This window comes from Mycolicibacterium bacteremicum, from assembly GCF_002086115.1.
Taxonomy (GTDB): Bacteria; Actinomycetota; Actinomycetes; order Mycobacteriales; family Mycobacteriaceae; genus Mycobacterium; species Mycobacterium bacteremicum.
Window position 1 is genome coordinate 1 of sequence record NZ_MVHJ01000017.1, and the last position, 18,281, is coordinate 18,281.

2 protein-coding genes (1 of these 2 running past the window's edge) are annotated in these 18,281 nt (G+C 71.4%); both read right to left on the reverse strand.

Annotation, left to right across the window (positions count from 1 at the left end):
• Nucleotides 1-143: 143 nt before the first annotated feature.
• Complete coding sequence (locus BST17_RS18920) at nt 144-3,089, reverse strand: MMPL/RND family transporter (RefSeq protein ID WP_234807726.1); 2,946 nt, start codon at nt 3,087-3,089, stop codon at nt 144-146.
• Nucleotides 3,086-18,281: the 3' end of a non-ribosomal peptide synthetase gene (locus BST17_RS18925; protein WP_083060446.1), read on the reverse strand. The gene runs 15,701 nt beyond the window's last position; only the last 15,196 of its 30,897 coding nucleotides appear in the window; its start codon lies beyond the right edge, outside the window; its stop codon occupies nt 3,086-3,088. Before BST17_RS18925 ends, BST17_RS18920 begins: the two co-directional genes overlap by 4 nt.

Here is an 18,281-nt window from a genome sequence, read left to right on the forward strand (position 1 = left end):
CCCCGCCCCGCACCGCCCACCCCGGCGGGTGAGGACGGCGCGACGACACCGGGCGGCCCGACCATGGTGCTGCTCTTCACCGCGGGCTTCGTCACCTACAAGGTGTGGCGGTTCCGTCGGCGGCGCGCCAACCGCCGCTGACCTCAGCCCACCGGCACCGGTTCCTCATCCGCGGGCGTCGGCCGCTCGCGTGGCGCCCGCCGTCCCGAGGGCCACCAGTTGTACCTGCCCACCAGCACCGCCAGCGCCGGCACCGTCAGGGTGCGCACCAGCAGGGTGTCCAGCAACAATCCGACGCCGATGATGAACCCGCCCTGCACCATCGAGCTGATACTGGAGAAGCACATCGCCAGCATCGGCGCGGCGAAGATCATGCCCGCCGAGGTGATGACGCTGCCGGTCGCGCGCACCGTCTTGATGACGCCGGAGGAGATGCCGTGCGGCGATTCATCACGGATCCGCGAGATCAGCAGCATGTTGTAGTCGGCGCCGACGGCCACCAGCACGATGAACGCCAGCCCCGGTGTGCTGGCCGCGATCTGCTGACCGGCGAACACCTGTAGCACCAGTACCCCGATGCCGAGCGCGGACAGGCACGAGATGATCACCGACACAACGAGATACAGCGGCGCGACCACCGCCCGCAGGAGCAGCACCAGGATGATGAACACCACGGCGACCGTCATGACGACGATGAACAGGAGATCCTGGTCGTAGTAGTCGCGCAGCTCGCTGTAATACGGCGTCATACCCGACATCGAGATCGACGCGTCGGCGAGCACCGTGTTGGCCTGCGCCCCCCGCGCGGTGGCCAGGATCGTCTTCACCTGATCCATCGCCTCGGTCTCATACGGACTGAGCGAGGACTCCACCAGATAGCGCGCCGAGTGCCCGTCCGGGGACATGAACACCTGCACGACATCCTGGAACTGCTCGTTGTCCAGGATTTCCGGGGAGACAAAGAAACCGGCCGTGCCCGGGTCGGAGGCGTTGCGCTTCATCGACATCAGGAACCTCGACGCATCCGAGAGCCCCTTGCCCAGTTCGTCGGTCTGCTCGTCGAGCACCTTCACGCCCTCGGCGAGCTGGCGGCTGCCCTCGGCCAGCGCCGTGGCGCCCTGGTCGATCTGGGCGATCTGGGCCTGCAGCCCGCCGGCGCCGCCGGAACCCAGTGTCGAGAGCACCTTGGACGCCGCGTCCAGGGAGGGCTGCACCTTGTCGAGCACCTCCACGACGCGCTGCCAGCGGTCCCGGTCGGCGGCGCAGGCCGGATCCATATCGCAGTTCGGGTTGTTGCGCAGCGTGCCGACCACGAACCGGGTGAATTCCAGTGACTCCTTGAAGCTCTGGGCGTCGGTGACCACCGGCCCGCCGGGCATCTGGGGTAGCAGCTCGGAATTGGTGAGCTGGCTGCGGACATCGGACATCGTCTTCTTCAACCCGTCGAACATCGACGTGGCCTGGGTCAGCTGGGCCCGCACGGAGGCCAGGCTGTCGGCGAGCTTGTCCGCTCCCCCGGTCAATTGCGCACGCGCATCGGTGCTCTCGGTGATCTTGTCGGTGGCATCGGCCAACCGGCTGCCGATCTCGCCGGCCTGGAAGCTCAGCGTCGCCTGCTCCAGGGGCTCGCCGGTGGGCCGGGTGACACCGCGCACGGTCTCGATATCGGGCAGCTGGCTGACCCGCTGCGCCAACTGCTCCATATCGGCCAGCGCCTCGGTGGTCCGCAGATCATGCGGCGACTGGATGAAGATGTATTGCGGCGCGGTGATACTGGCCGGGAAATGCTCCTCGATGGCGGCCATCCCGACATTGCTCTGCGCCGACGGGGGCAGCGCGGTGCGCGCGTCGTAACTGGTGTCCATCGCCAGCACGCACAGCGCCAGCGGCAGCAGGATGACCAGACTGCCGACCAGGTGCGCGGTCGGGCGCCGCACGATGCGGATCGCCGACCGGCGCCAGAACGTCTTGGTGAGTTCGCGCCGGGGTTTGGCCCAGCCGCGCCGCCCGCACAGCACCAGGAACGCCGGCAGCAGCGTGATCGAGGAGACGAAGGCCACCAGGATCGACACCGCCAGCGCGGGCCCGGCGGTGGAGAACACCTTCAGGGTGGTGAACCCCATGCCCAGGAACGTCACCGCGACGGTCGCCGCCGATGCCGCGATGACCTTGCCGATCGCGGTGATCGCCTGTGCGACGGCGTCATCGGGGGTCAGCCCGGCCCGCAGGTATTCGTGGTAGCGACTGATCAGGAACACCGCGTAGTCCACGCCCGCGCCGATCATCATCGCCGACATGAACACCAGCGTCTGCTGCGAGATGGCCAGCCCCATCTCGGCCAGCGCGGCGACGATCTGCGCGGCGGCCACCTGCGAGATGGAGATGGTCAGCAGTGGCAGCAGCATCGTGACGATGCTGCGGTACACCACCAGCAGGATGATGAGCACCAAACCGACGGTGACGGTTTCGATCAGCCGCAGGTCGCGCAGCCCGATCTCTTCGCGTTCGGCGACGGTCGCGGTCAACCCCGTCATGTGCAGTGTCAGATCGGATCCGGCCACCGTGTCCTCGACGGTGTCCACCACCCGCTGATAGGCGTCGGTCGATTCCGGCGAGCCCAGTTCGCCGACGATGCCGACCGGGATGAACCAGGCCCGGTCGTCCTTGCTCTGGAACACCTCGCGCAGCGGCGGCTGGCTGACGAAGTCCTGCACCATCACCACATCGCGGGTGCTGTCGTGCAACCGGTCGACCAGTCGACGGTAGACATCCTCGTCGGCCTCGGTGAGACCGTCGTCGTTGGTGAGCACCACCAGAGCGATGTTCTGGATGCCCGGTTCGCCGAAGTCCTCGGTCATCTCCTTGGTGGCGACCATCACCGCGGCGTCGCCGGGCAGCATCTCCTGGTCGCGGTCACTGGCCAGCTGGATCAGCGGCGGGATCGTCGACGCGAGCACCGACACCAGGATCAGCCAGCCGATGATCACCATCCACGGCCGGCGCACGATGACGCGGCCGATGACCCCGAAGAAGCCGTTGACCGTCCAGCCCCGGGCGGCGCCCTCGGGCCGGGATGCGCGCAGTTTCACGGCGCCTCGCTGCCGAGGACGGCCCGCAGCGCCGCACCGTAGGTGTACAGGGCCGCGGCGTCGAGCATGTCCTGGTGCGAGCAGTCCGCCGCATGCACGCGCACGGCGCCCTCGACATGCGGTTGCCAACGGCGCTGCAGATACCCGGCACGGTCGGCGCCGTCGCGGTCGGCGGAGAACAGCACGAGCTCCCCGCGGAACACCCCGGCCGTGTGGCCGCGGTAGTGCGCGATGTTGGCGTCGAAGTTGTGCACCATCTGATCGAGCATGGCACCGAGGTCAAGCCCGCCGCGGTCACCGAGGATCTCGTCGAGTTGGCGGCGGTCGACCGCGGGCGCGGCGTGCTCGCTGAGCGTCGGTTCGGCGTCGAGCAGCACCAGCCGATCCACCACGGCGCCGCGGCGCTGCAGTTCGACGGCGATGGCGTGGGCGAGCACCCCACCATAGGACCAGCCGAGCAACCGGTACGGACCCTCGGGGTGGCGCTCCTGCATGCGGTCGGCGTGCCGGGCGGCCAGCTCGGCCAGCGATGCGGCATCGGTGTCACCGGGTAGCTGCTGGATGCCGATGACCGGAGTGTCGAGCACACCGGCCAGCGCCTGGTAGGGCCAGCTGACCCCGGTGACCGCGTGCGGGGTGAAGACCGGGGTTCCGGTGCCGCGGTGCAGGATCTGCAGCGCCGCGATCGGCTGCCCGCCGCCGGTTCCGCCGTCCAGCTGGGCGCCCAGCGCGGCCACCGTGGGCGCGGCGAAGACCGCCGACACCGCGAGGTCGGCGTCCAACTTCTCGTTGACGGCCGCGACCAGACGCATCGCGGCGATGCTGTCGCCGCCGAGATCGAAGAACGACTCGTCGACCGACACCGTCGCCGGGTCCAGGCCCAGGACCCGACCGAACACCTCGGCCAGCACCCGCTCGGTCGCGGTGGCCGGGGCGCGGTAGGTGCCGGTGAACTCCGGGGCCGGTAGCGCACGGGTGTCCAGCTTGCCGTTGACGGTGACCGGCAGCGCCGCCAGCACCACCACGGCCGCGGGCACCATGTAGCCGGGCAACCGCTCCTTCAGGGCGGCGCGCACCGTCGCGGGATCGGCAGTGCCGGTGACATACCCGACCAGGCGCGGCACACCGGGCTGGTCCTCGCGGACGATCACGGCGGCCTGCTCGACCCCGTCGCAGGCCACCAGCGCCGCACGCACATCACCGAGTTCGATGCGGAACCCGCGGATCTTGACCTGTTCGTCGGCGCGGCCCAGGTACTCCAGCTGCCCGTCGGCGCCCCAGCGCGCCAGATCGCCGGTGCGGTACATGCGCTGTCCCGGTGCGCCGAACGGGCATGGCACGAAATGTGTGCCGGTCAGGGCGGGCCGGCGGCCGTAGCCGACGGCGACACCGGTGCCTGCGACGTACAGTTCGCCGACCATGCCGATGGGCACCGGCCGCAGGAACTCGTCGAGGACGAAGGTCGCCGCACCCGGTACGGGTGCCCCGACGGGCATCGGCCCGCCCGGGGTCAGCGGTGTACTCGACGACGCGTAGACCGTGGATTCGGTGGGGCCGTAGATGTTGATGAGCGTGCGGCCGTCGGCGCTCCAGCGGTCGACGAGTTCCTGGCGGCACGGCTCACCACCGACGAGCAGCGTCATCTGCTCCAGCCCCTCGGTGGCCAACAAGGCGGCCGCCGAAGGGGTTTGGCCGAGCGCGGTGACCCGTTGCGCGATCAGCAGGGCGTGGAAGTCATCGGGTGCGGCGGTGACCGTCTCGGGCACCACCACCAGGCGCCCGCCGTGCAGCAGCGCCGCCCAGATCTCGCCGACCGACCAGTCGAAGGCATAGGAGTGGCACTGCGCCCACACCTGATCCGGGGACCCCGCCAGGACCGGCGCCGAGAACTGTCCGGTGACGTTGCGATGGTCGACCACCACACCCTTCGGGACGCCGGTGGTGCCCGAGGTGTAGATGACGTAGGCCAGGTCGTCCGGGGCGGGCGGCGGTGGCGCGGTGGCCGGCTGCGCGGCGATGCGCGGATCGGCGACATCGACCACGGGCAGCGAGCCGAACCGCTGCGCCAGATCACCGGTGGTGACCGCGGCGACGGGTGCGGTGTCGGTGAGCATGAAATCGCGGCGGTCGGTGGGCATCGCCGGGTCGATCGGCAGGTAGGCCGCACCGGTCTTGAGCACCGCCAGGATCGCCACGATGGCCTCGGTGCGCCGGGCGAACATCAGCGCCACGAACTCCCCCGGCCCGGCGCCGTGCCCGATGAGCAGGTGCGCCAACCGGTTTGCCGCCAGCTCCAGTTCGCGGTAGGTCATCGGTGCGCGGTCCGGGCAGGTGATCGCCACCGCGTCCGGGGTGCGGGCCGCCTGCGCGGTGAACAGCTCCGGGATGGACGCCGCCGCCGGTGCCGCCGTCAGCACCGACCGGTGCGCGAAGCCGTCCAGGCCTTGGCGTTCGGCGTCGTCGAGCAGGTCGACGGTGGCCAGCGCGCGGCCCGGGTCGGCGCTCATCGCGGCCAGCAGCCGCTCGAATCGTGCGATGAGCGTGTCGATCTCGGCGCCACCGAAGATCTCGGTGTCGTATTCGACGCGCAGGCCCAGCTCGGTGCCCGGGGACACCTGCACGGTCAGCGGGTAGTGGTTCTGTTCGTGTGCGTCGAAGTCGGTGACCGCGAGCGCGTCGCCGACGCCGGCGGCCGCCGCACCCAGCGGGTAGTTCTCGTAGGCGAACATCGTGTCGAACAAGTGGTCCTGACCGGTGATGCGGTGGATCTCGGCCAGCGCCAGGTGCTGATGGTCCAGCGTGGTGGTGTGCGCGGCCTGCAGTTGGTCGAGCAGGCCGGCCGCCGTGGTGTCGGTGCGCACGCTCGCCCGCACCGGCACCGTGTTGATCATCAGACCCACCATGGCGTCGGCGCCGGCCATCTCGGTCGGCCGGCCCGAGACCGGGGTGCCGAACACGACATCGCGCTGTCCGGTCAACCGCATCAGCAGCTGAGCATAGGCGCTCTGTAGCACGATGTTGACCGTCGTCCGCCGGGCGCGCGCCAGTTCGCTTATCGCGGCGGTGGTTTCGGTGGACAGCTGGAACGAGCGGACGGCCCGCTCACCCTGCGGGTGCTGTCTTCCGATCAGCGTCGGGGTGTCGAACCCGGCCAGCAGCTGCGACCAGGCGGCCCGCGCGGCGTCCGCATCGCGGTCGGCCAGCCAGGTCACGAACGACCGGAAGGACACCGCGCCGGGCAGGTGCCGGCCCTGGTAGGCGGTGAAGATCTCGTGCAGCAGGATCGGCAGCGACCAGCCGTCCATCACGATGTGGTGGTTGGTCAGGATCAGCCGGTGCCGGTCGGTGCCGGTGCGCACCACCGCCACCCGCAGCGGCGGCTGCTCGGACAGCGCGCAGACCGCGGCGCGCTCGGCGGCCCGCAACCGCTCGATCTCGGCGGCCGAGCCCGATTCGACCAGCTGCCAGCCGGCTTCGGGGGCGGCGGAGATGACCTGCACCGGTTCGTCGAAGCGTTCCTCGAACCGGGCGACCAGATGCGGGTGCCGCCCGATCACCGTCTGCACGGCGTCGCGCAGCCGGTCGGTGTCCAGCGGCCCGGCCAGCGTGAGGTCGAGTTGCACCGCGTACAGATCGGCGCCCTCGGTGGTGGTGGCGTGGAACAGCAGACCCTGCTGCAGCGGTGTCAGCGGCAGGATGTCGACGACCGGGTACCGCTGCTGCAGGTCGTCGATCTGGTGCTGGGTCAACCGGGCCGGCGCGATATCGGACGGGGTGAGCCCGCCGCCACCGGCGCGCACATGGGCGCTGATACCGCGCAGCGCCTCGAACCACAACCGGCTCAGCTGGGCGACCTGATCGTCGTCGAGCACCGAGGGTGCCCACGTCCAGTTGGCGTGCAGCTGTGGACCGTCGGCGGTGTCGACGGTCGCGGCGTTGAGTTCGACGGTGTGCATGAGCGGCATCGGTACCGCGGTGCTGACGGCGGTGGCCGCCGACCCGTCGGTGGCCGGCCGCCACAGCTCGCCGGTGAGTTCGGCACCACCGGCGAGGCGGCCCAGATAGTTGAACCCGATGGCCGGTTCGGCACCGTCGAGGTCGACATCGGCGCGCAGGTAGCGCAGCAGCCCGTAGCGGAGCCCGTCCGGATGGGCGCGCAACTGTTCCTTGGCATCCTTGAGCACCGCGCCCAGCGCGGGGTCGCCGGCGCATACCTGCGCCCAGGTGAGCGCTGGGATATCCAATGCCACCGGATATTTGGTGGTGAACCAGCCGACGGTGCGGGACAGATCGATATCGGCGGCCAGTTCCTCGTGCCGGCCGTGGCCCTCGACATCGATCGCGATGCGCGACTGGCCGACGAATTCCGCTGCGGCGAACGCGAAGCCGAGCAGCAGGATGTCGTGGATACCGGCATGGAACGCGGCCGGCGCATCGCGCAGCAGGGTCTGCACGATGTCGGGGTCATCCAGCGATAGCGACAACCGCCCGGCGGTGGCGTAGGTGTTGGCGCCGGCCGCCGGCAGGGCGGCGGGGGTGTCGGCGATGCGGCGCCAGGTGTCGGCGTCGGCCAGCACATCGGCCGACCGCGCGTGCGCGGCCAGCACCTGTGACCACCGGGCGAACGAGGTCCCGGACACCGGCAGCGCGACGGGCGCCCCGCTGTGGTGCTGACCCCACGCGATGTTGATGTCCTCGAACAGGATTCGCCAGGACACGCCGTCGATCGCGAGGTGGTGCACGATGAGCACCAGCCGGCCGGCGTCGCGCGCCCACAGTGCGCGCAGCACCGCTCCGGCCGCGGGGTCGAGTTCGGCACGGGCCGCCAGCACCGCCTCCTCGGACACCTCGTCGACGATGTGCAGGCAGGTCGCGGCATCGACGGCGCCGGGTTCGGAAACATGCAGGGCGGCACCGTCGGCGCGCAGCCGCAGCATGGCGTGCCGATCGAGCAGGGCCTGCAACAGGATCCGCACATCGGACTCGGTGGCCGCGGCCGGTGCCTGCAGCACCACGGTCTGGTTGAACTCGCCGGTCGGTCCGTCCACTGCGTCGAGCCAGCGCATGATCGGGGTGGCCACCACCGGCCCCACGCCCTCGTCGAGGGCACCGGCGTCGTCGGCGGTGCCGACCACCCGGGCCAGCCGCGCCACCGTCTGCTCGACGAAGATGTCGCGCGGCCGGCAGCTCAGGCCGGCCGCCCGGGCGCGCGCCACGGCCTGCATCGACATGATGCTGTCGCCGCCCAGTTCGAAGAACGAGTCGTCGACCCCCACCCGCTGTAGGCCGAGCACCTCGGCGTAGATGCCGGCGAGCGTCTCTTCGACGGCGCTGCCGGGCGCCCGGTACCGGTCGGGTCGGTCGTAGCCGGGCGCCGGCAGGGCGCGGCGGTCCAGCTTGCCGTTGGGGGTCAGCGGCAACGCGTCGATGGTCACGATGGCGGCGGGCACCATGTAGCCCGGCAGCCGGGTGCCCAGCACCTCGCGGGCGGCGGCGGTGTCGATATCGCCGACGACGTAGCCGACCAGCCGCTTGTCGCCGGGTCGGTCCTCGCGGGCGATCACGACGGCTTGGCGCACCCCGTCGAGTGCCGCCAAAGCCGTTTGCACATCGCCGAGTTCGATGCGGAAGCCGCGGATCTTGACCTGCTCGTCGGCGCGGCCCAGGTACTGCAACTGACCGTCGGCACCCCAGCGCACCAGATCGCCGGTCCGGTACATCCGCTCCCCCGCCGCGCCGAACGGGCAGGCCACGAAACGGGACGCGGTCAGCTCGCCGCGGCGCACGTAGCCGGCGGCCACGCCGGTGCCGGCCAGGTACAGCTCGCCGACGACGCCGACCGGGACCGGCCGCAGCCAGGCGTCCAGGACGAAGGAGGCCGCCCCGGGCACCGGAGCACCGATCGGCACCGCGCGCGTGGCGGTGTCGGTCTCGGCGCGCAGCGGCGCGCTGACCGTCGCGTAGATGGTGCCCTCGGTGGGCCCGTACGCGTTGAGCATCGTGATCCGTGGGGCCCAGCGGTTTACGAGCTCGGCCGGGCAGGCCTCGCCGGCGACCACCAGGGTGGTCACGTCCAGCCCGTCCGGGGAGAGCATCAGGGCCGCCGAGGGGGTCTGGGTCAGCACGGTGACCTTTTCGGCGGCCAGCAGCGTGTGCAGGTCCTCCGGTGAGCGGGCCACCCATTCGGGCACGACCACCAAGCGACCGCCGCGCAGCAGCGCACCGAAGATCTCCCACACCGAGACGTCGAACGCCAGCGAATGCCACTGGCTCCACACCCCGGCGGGGGCCAGCGCGTCACCGGCCTCCCCCAGCAGGCCGATGACGTTGCGGTGGGTGACGGCAACACCTTTGGGCACACCGCTGGTGCCCGAGGTGTAGATCAGGTAGGCGATGTCGCCGGGATCCGGTACGGGTAGCGCCGCGGTCGGTTGGGCGTGCAGCGCCGGATCGTCGAGATCGAGGACGATCGGTGCGTCGAGCCGCTCGGCCAGATCGGCGGTGGTGAGCACGGCGACCGGTCGGGCATCGGCGAGCACGAAGTCGATCCGGGCCGGCGGCAGCGCGGGGTCGATCGGTAGATAGGCCGCACCGGATTTGAGTGCGGCAAGGATGGCGGTGATCGCCTCGGCCGAACGGTGCAGCAGCAGCGCGACGGTCTGCCCGGCGCGGGCGCCGCGCGCGGACAGCAGATGCGCCAACCGGTTCGACAGGGCGTCGAGTTCGGCGTAGGTCCAGGTGCGGTCGGTGCGCGGGTCGGTCAGCGCCGGCGCGTCCGGGGTCCGGGCGACCTGGGCGGCGAACGCCTCGACCAGCGATACCGGGCTGTCCGGCGCGCCGGACAGCGCCGCGGTGTGGCCGAGGGCGTCCAGGCGGGCCCGCTCGTCGTCGTCCAGCAGCGCGACCGTCGACAATGGCCGGTGCGGGTCGGCGGTGGCGGCGGTCAGCATCCGCTCCAGCCGGTCGATCAGGGTGGCGACGGTGTCACCGTCGAACACGTCGGTGCGGTACTCGACCTCACCACCGATCCCGGCGGGTGCGCCGGCCGCGCTCCAGCGTTCGGCCAGCGAGAAGGTCAGATCCATCCGGGCCGACTGCGTGGTCAGCGGTACCGAGGTGACGTCGACACCCTTGAGTCCGGGTCCGCCGGCGGCGTCGTGCAAGCCGGTGAAGTTCTGCCAGGCCAGCATGACCTGGACCAGCGGGTGATGGCTCAGGCTGCGGGCCGGGTTGAGCGTGTCGACCAGCACCTCGAAGGGCACGTCCTGGTTCTCGAAGGCCTCCAGGCTGCGGGTGCGCACCTGCGCCAGCAGATCGGCGAAGCTGGGATCGTCGGCCAGGTCGGCGCGCAGCACCATGGTGTTGACGAAGAAGCCGACCAGATCGTCGAGTGCCGGGTCGCGCCGCCCGGCGATCGGGAAGCCCACGGCGACATCGGAACTGGCGGTGACACGGGACATGAGCGCCAGCAGCGCGGCCTGGATGACCATGAACGCGGTGGCGTTGTGCGCCCGCGCCACCCGCCCGATCGCCTCCTGCAGGGCCACCGGCCAGTCGACGCCGACGGTGGCGCCGGCCATGTCGGCGATCAGCGGGTAGGGCCGGTCGGTGGGCAGTTCGAGGCGCTCGGGCAGCCCGGCCAGCGCCTGCTCCCAGTAGCTGAGCTGCCCGGCAACCCGGCTGTCGGCATCGTGCAGATCACCGAATTGCGCACGCTGCCAGAGCGTGTAGTCGACGTACTGCACCGGCAGCGGCGCCCAGTCCGGCGCCTGGCCGACGCAGCGGCCCGCGTAGGCCAGGCTGAGGTCGGCCACCAGCGGCCGCAGCGACCATCCGTCGGCGGCGATGTGGTGCAGCACCGTCACCAGCACGTGGTCGTCCTGCGCCACCCGGAACAGGGTGACCCGCAGCGGGATGTCGGTGGTCAGGTCGAAGGTGTGCCGCGCCGCCGCGGTCACCGCGTCGTGCAGCCGGTCGGCCGGCCAGTCGGCGGCATCGATGACCCGCCAACCGACGTCGGCGCGTTCGGCCGGTACGACCACCTGCTCGGGGGTGCCCTCCGGCGCAATGAACAGGGTGCGCAGGCTCTCGTGCCGGGTGACGACGTCACCGAACGCGGCCCGCAGCGCCTCGCTGTCGAGCGGGCCGCTGCACCGCAGCGCCGAGGCCATGTTGTACACCGCCGACGGCCCCTGCAGCTGGTCGACCAACCACAACCGGTTCTGCGCGAAGGACAGCGGGATGACGGCGGGTCGCGCCGTGGGCACCAGTGGCTCGCGCTGCGTGCTGCCCTGCTCGACGCGCTGCGCCAGCTGGGCGACGGTCGGCGCCTCGAACACCGCACGCACCGGCAGGTCGACCTCGAGGGCGGTGTTGATCTCGGCGATCAGCCGCATGCTGGACAGCGAGTCGCCACCGAGGTCGAAGAACGAATCGTCGACGCCCACTGCGCCGATACCCAGGACGCGGGCGAAGATACCGGCCAGCACCTGCTCGGCGATGCTCTCCGGGGCCCGGTGCGGGGCGCCGGTGTAGTCGGGCTCGGGCAGGGCGCGGACGTCGAGCTTGCCGCTGACGGTCAGTGGCAGGGCAGCGACGACGGTGACCGCCGAGGGCACCATGTAGTTCGGGAGTCGCTCGGCCAGTGCGGCCCGCGCCGCGGCCGGGTCGGCCGGCCCGGTGACATAACCGAGCAGCCGGGTACGACCGGCCCCGTCGGCGCGCACGATCACCGCGGCGTGCTCGACCCCGGGCAGGGCCGCGAGCGCGGAGCGGACCTCGCCGAGTTCGATGCGGTAGCCGCGGATCTTGACCTGATCATCGGCGCGGCCCAGGTACTCCAACTGACCGTCGGCGCGCCAGCGGACCAGATCGCCGGTGCGATACATGCGTTGTCCGGCAGGCCCGAACGGGCACGGCACGAACCGGCCCGCGGTCAGGCCCGGTCGCTGCCGGTACCCGACGCTGACTCCGGCGCCCGCGACATACAGCTCACCGGCGGCTCCCGGGCGGACCGGCCGCAGCCAGTCGTCGAGCACGAACAGCGCCGCCCCCGGCGGCGGGGTCCCGATCGGCGGCACCCCGGTTCCCGGCCGCAGCGGAGCGCTGGCCGCCGCCCAGATGGTGATCTCGGTGGGGCCGTACAGGTTGACCATCACCCGGTCCGGATGCGCGGTCCAGCGGTCCACCAGTTCCGGCGGGCAGGCCTCGGCCCCGACCATCAGCGTCACCGCGTCCAGTCCGTCGGTGGGCAACATCGCTGCCGCCGAGGGGGTTTGGCACAGCACGGTGACCCGTTCGCGGACCAGCAGAGCGTGCAGGTCGGTGACCGAGCGCGCGGTGGCGTCATCGACGACGACCAGTCGGCCGCCGTGCAGCAGGGCACCCCAGATCTCCCATACCGAGAAATCGAAGGCGTAGGAGTGGAATTGCGACCACACCTGCGCGGCGGTCAGGTCGATGCCGATCTGCAGCCCGTCGAACAGTTGGGTCAGGTTGCGGTGCGCGATCGCGACGCCCTTGGGCCTGCCGGTGGTGCCGGAGGTGAACATCACGTAGGCGATGTCGTCGGGTCGCGGGGACGGCAGCGCGCCGACGGGTTCGTCGGTGTCGTCGTGCCCGATGTCGATGACCGCCAGCGGGTGGCGGTCGAAGCGGTCCGCCAGCGCCGCGGTGGTGACGGCCGCCACCGGTGCGGCGTCGGCGATCATGACGTCGATGCGCGCCGCCGGCATGGCCGGGTCCATCGGCAGATAGGCCGCACCGGCTTTGAGCACCGCCAGGATCGCGATGACCCCCTCGGCCGAGCGGGGCATCAGCAGCGCGACAATCCGGCCGGGGCCGGCACCGGCCGCCACGAGACGTCCGGCCAGCCGGTCGGCGGCGTCGTCGAGTTCGGCGTAGGTCAGCGTCCGGTCACCGCAGACGACCGCCGCCGTCTGCGGGGCGGCGGCCACCCGCGCGGCGAACAGCTCGGTGACCGTTGTCTGCGAACGGCTTTCGGCCAGGACGCGGTGGTTGCCCCAGCCCGCGAGCAGGTCGGTGGCGCGCGGGTCGAGCACCGGGATGGTCGCGAGCGCACGCTGCGGCTCGGCGGTCATGACGGTCAGCACCGTGCTGAACCGATCGGTGAGCGCAGTGATGTCGGCGGCGTCGAAGACCTCGGTGTCGTATTCGATGCGCAGCGTCAGGTGCGGGCCGGGCTGTGCCTGCACCGTCAACGGGTAGTGGCTGGATTCGCGCGTGCTGACGTCGGTGACCGTGAGCTCGTCATCGCCGGACAGCGCTTCGGCGTTCACCGGGTAGTTCTCGTAGGCGAACATCGTGTCGAACAGCTGATCGTGCCCGGTGACGCGGTGAATTTCGGTGAGCGCCAAATGCTGGTGATCCAGGGTGTCGTTGTACGCGCCGTGCAGCTGGGCCAACAGGTCCGCGGTGGTGGTGGTCGCGGCGCTCCTCGCCCGCACCGGCACGGTGTTGATGAACAGCCCGATCATGGTCTGCACGCCGGCCACCTCGGCGGGCCGGCCGGACACCGTGGTGCCGAAGGTGACATCGGATCGCCCGGTGAGCCAGCCCAGCGTCTGAGCGTAGGCGGCCTGCAGCACGGTGTTGGCGGTGGTGTGGTGCGCGCGCGCCAGGGCGGCCACCGCGTCGGCCATCCCGTCGGCCAGCGTCGCGGTGTGCACGGCGCGCGGCCCCGGCGCCGCCCGTCCCGGCGCGGCGACCAGGGTGGGCTCGTCCAGATCGCCGAGCAGATTCGCCCAGCCCGCGCGTGCCGCGTCGAGGTCCAGTGCTCCAAGCCATTCCAGATAGCCCCGGTACGGCGCGGCGGCGGGCAGCCGGTGTCCGTGATAGCCGGCGAAGATCTCGCCCAGCAGGATCGGCATGGACCAGCCGTCGAGCACGATGTGGTGGTTGGTGAGCACGAACCGGTGTCGGTCGGCTGCGATGCGGATGAGCGCGGTGCGCAGCGGCGGCCGGCGGTCGAGGTCGGCGACGGCGGCGCGTTCCTCGGCGCAGATGCGCTCGATGCCCGGATCCTCGGCGCCCAGATCGACGACGCGCCATGGCACATCCGGGTCGGCGGGGACGACCTGGACGGGCCCGGGCTGGGTGAAGTGCGCCACCAGATGGGGATGGCGCCCGATCACCGCGCGCACGGCCGCGCGCAGCCGCTCCGGATCCAGCGGACCGGTCAGCTCGATGCCGATCTGCCCGGCGTACAGGTCCTCGGCGCCCTCGGCGGCGTGGAAGAGCAGTCCCTGCTGGACCGGGGTGAGCGGCAGGATGTCGGCGATCCGGTGCCGCTGCGCCAGGTCGTCGATCTGCTGCTGGTTCAGCCGGGCCGGTGCGATGTCCGACGGGGTGAGTCCGCCACCACCGGCGCGGACATGCGCGCAGATACCGGCCAGCGCCTGGAACCACAACCGGTTCAGATCGTCGACCTGATCGCGGTCCAGCGCCGACGGCGCCCAGGTCCAATTCGCCTGCAGTGTCGGGCCTTCGGGGCCATCGACGGTGGCCGCACCCAGTTCCAGGGTGTGCATGAGCGGCATGTCGACCGCCGCGGCCGACGCCGTCAGCGACCAGTCGTCACCGGGTCGCCAGAGCTGTTCGGCGAGCCCGGACAGCCCGGTCTGGCGGCCCAGGTAGTTGAACCCGATCGCCGGGTCGGCGGCGGGTAGGTCCACGTCGTGGTTGAGGTGGCGCAGCAGTCCGTACGTCAGCGCGTCGGGGCGGGCGCGCAGCTGCTCCTTGATGCCCTTGAGTTCCGCGCCCAGTGCGTCGGCACCGGCGGCGACCTGCGCCCACGGCAGCCGGCCGGCATCCAGGGCGACCGGAGACGTGGTGGTGAACCAGCCGACAGTGCGGGACAGGTCGATATCGGCGGCCAGTTCCTCGTGCCGGCCGTGTCCCTCGACGTCGATGCACACCGTCGGGGTGCCGGTGAATTCGGCTGCTGCCAGCGCGAATCCGATCAGCAGCAGGTCCTGCACCCCGACGCCGAACGCCTTGGTGGCGCGCTCGGACAGGGTGGCGGTGGTCTCGGCGTCCAGGAGGGCGGTCAGCTGCCCGGCGGCGGCGAAGGTGTCGCTGCGTGGTTGCACCGCGGGCAGCGCGGGTGGTGTCGCGGCAATCCGTCGCCAGGCGTCGGCGGTGTCGACGACGTCGGGCCGGTGGGCGTGCTCGACGAGCAGTGCCGACCACCGCTGCAGGGAGGTGCCACCGGCCGGTAGCTGCACCGGCTGCCCGGACTGCAGCTGACCCCAGGCGATGTTGATGTCCTCCAGCAAAATTCGCCAGGATGCGGCGTCCACGGCCAGGTGGTGGATCATCACCACGAGCTGCCCGGTGGCCGGTACCCAGACCGCGCGCAGCAGTGCGCCGGCGGCCGGGTCGAGCCCGGCGCGGGCCTCGGCCAGTACCGCGTCGGTGACCGCGGCGGCGGTGTGCAGGCACGTCCCGGCATCGACGCTGCCCGGCTCCCCCGCCTGTAGCGTGGCGCCGTCGATCCGCCGCAACCGCAGCGCGGTGTGCCGGTCCAGCAGCGCCTGCAGCACGGCCAGCACATCGGCTTCGATGACCCCGGCCGGTGCCTGCACCAGCATGGTCTGGTTGAACTCGGTGGTCGGCCCGTCGACATCGTGCAGCCAGCGCATGATCGGCGTGGCCGCCACCGCGCCGACACCATCGTCGATCTCGGTGGCGCCGGTGCCGGTGCTCACCGCACGGGCCAGCCTGGCCACCGTCTGCTCGACGAAGATGTCCCGGGTGCGGCAGTTCAGCCCGGCCGCGCGAGCGCGGCTGACCACCTGCATCGAGGAGATGCTGTCCCCGCCGAGATCGAAGAACGATTCGTCGGTGCCGACCCGCTGGACGCCCAGCACGTCGGCGTAGATGCCGGCCAGGATCTCCTCGACCGCCCCGGCGGGCGCCCGGTATTCACCGCTGCCGTAATCGGGTGCCGGCAGGGCCCGCACATCGAGCTTGCCGTTGGGGGTCAACGGGAGTTCGGCCATCATGATGACGGCCGCGGGGATCATGTACCCGGGCAGCGTGTCGCCGAGGGCGTCGCGCACGATCGCGGGGTCGGCAGCGCCGGTGATGTAGCCGACCAGCCGCTTGTCGCCCGGGCGGTCCTCGCGGGCGATCACGACGGCCTGCTCCACCCCGTCGAGCGCGGCCAGCGCCGTGCGCACGTCACCGAGTTCGATGCGGTAGCCGCGGATCTTCACCTGCTCGTCGGCGCGGCCCAGGTAGTCCAGTTGCCCGTCGGCCCGCCAGCGCACCAGGTCACCGGTGCGGTACATGCGTTGTCCGGCAGGGCCGAACGGGCATGCCACGAAACGGGCGGCGGAAAGGCCGCCGCGGTGGACGTACCCGGCGGCCACCCCGCTGCCGGCGATGTACAGCTCGCCGATCACGCCCTCGGGTACCGGACGCAGCGCGGTGTCGAGCACGAACAGCGCGGCGCCGCCGGCCGGTGCGCCGATCGGCACCGCGGAGTCCGCGGTCAGCGGCGTGCTGACCGCGGCGTAGATGGTGCCCTCGGTGGGGCCGTAGGCGTTGATGATGGGCCCGGGCCAGCGATCCGCCAGCTCGGCCGGGCAGGCCTCACCGGCGACGATCAACGTCACCCCGGCCAGCCCGGCGGTGGGCAGTGCGCCTGCCGCCGACGGGGTTTGGCTCAGCACGCTGACCTGCTCGGCGATCAGCAGGGCGTGCAGCTCCTCGGGAGCACGCGCCACCGACTCGGGAACCACGACCAGCCGCCCGCCGTTCAGCAGTGCGCCGAAGATCTCCCATACCGACACGTCGAACGCCAGCGAGTGCCACTGCGACCACACCCCGGAGCGGGGCAGACCGTTGGCACCGGTACGCAGCAACCCGACGACGTTGCGATGGGTGACGGCAACGCCTTTGGGCACACCGGTGGTGCCCGAGGTGTAGATCAGGTAGGCCAGGTCGTCGGCGGCCGGGCCGACGGGCGCGGTGCCGGGCTGATCGGTCACGGCGCCGTCGTGCACGTCGAGCACGGCGCCGTCGTACCCGTGCAGCTTCGCGGCGAGCTCGGCGGTGCGCAGGACCGCGACGGGCGCGGCATCGGCCAGCACGACCGCGATGCGGGCCGGTGGCAGCGCCGGGTCGAGCGGCAGGTAGGCCGCACCGGATTTCAGCACCGCCAGGATGCTCACGATGGCCTCGGCCGAGCGCGGCAGCAGCAGCGCCACGGTGGCACCGGGCCGGGCACCGTGGGTGGCCAGCAGATGCGCCATCCGGTTGGCCGCGGCATCGAGTTCGGCGTAGCTCAGCGACCGGCCGGCACAGGTCAACGCGGTGGCATCCGGGTTCTCGGCGACCGTGGCGGCGAACAGCTCGGTGAGCGACGCGGCCGCGGCGGGTAAGGCCAGCATGTCGCGGTGGCCCAGCGCGTCCAGCCGGGCCCGCTCGGTGTCGTCAAGCAGGTCGATCACCGAAAGCGGTTGTGCCGGTGCGTCGGTGACGGCGTCGAGCACCCGCTGCAGCCGTTCGACAAGGCTGACGACGGTAGCGGCGTCGAAGATGTCGGTGCGGTATTCGACGGAGCCGCCGATGCCGGCGCGCTCACCCTCGGTGGTCCACAGTTCGCCGAGGGAGAAGGTCAGATCCATCCGCGCGGTCTTGGTGTCGACCGGCAGCGGTTCGATGTGCAGATCGCCCAGCGACAGAACCGAATTGCTGTCGCGTTGGCCGGGTAGGTTCTGCCAGGCCAGCATGACCTGGACCAGCGGGTGGTGACTCAGGCTGCGGGACGGGTTGAGGCGTTCGACCAGGACGTCGAAGGACACGTCCTGGTTCTCGTAGGCTTCCAGGCTGCGTTGCTGCACCTGGGCCAGCAGGTCGGCGAAGGTGGGATCGTCGGCCAGGTCGGCGCGCAGCACCAGGGTGTTGACGAAGAAGCCGACCAGTTCGTCGAGCGCGGCGTCGCGCCGGCCCGCCACCGGAACGCCGACGACCACATCGGTGGTCGCACCGACCTTGGCGAGCAGCACCGCCAGCGCCGCCTGCACGACCATGAAGCCGGTCGCGTTGTGTTCCCGGGCCAATCGGGTGATACGGCGCTGCAATTCGGCAGGCCACCGGACCGGGATGACCCCACCGTGCTGCCCGGCGACCAGCGGGTGGGGCCGGTCGGTCGGCAGCGGCGAC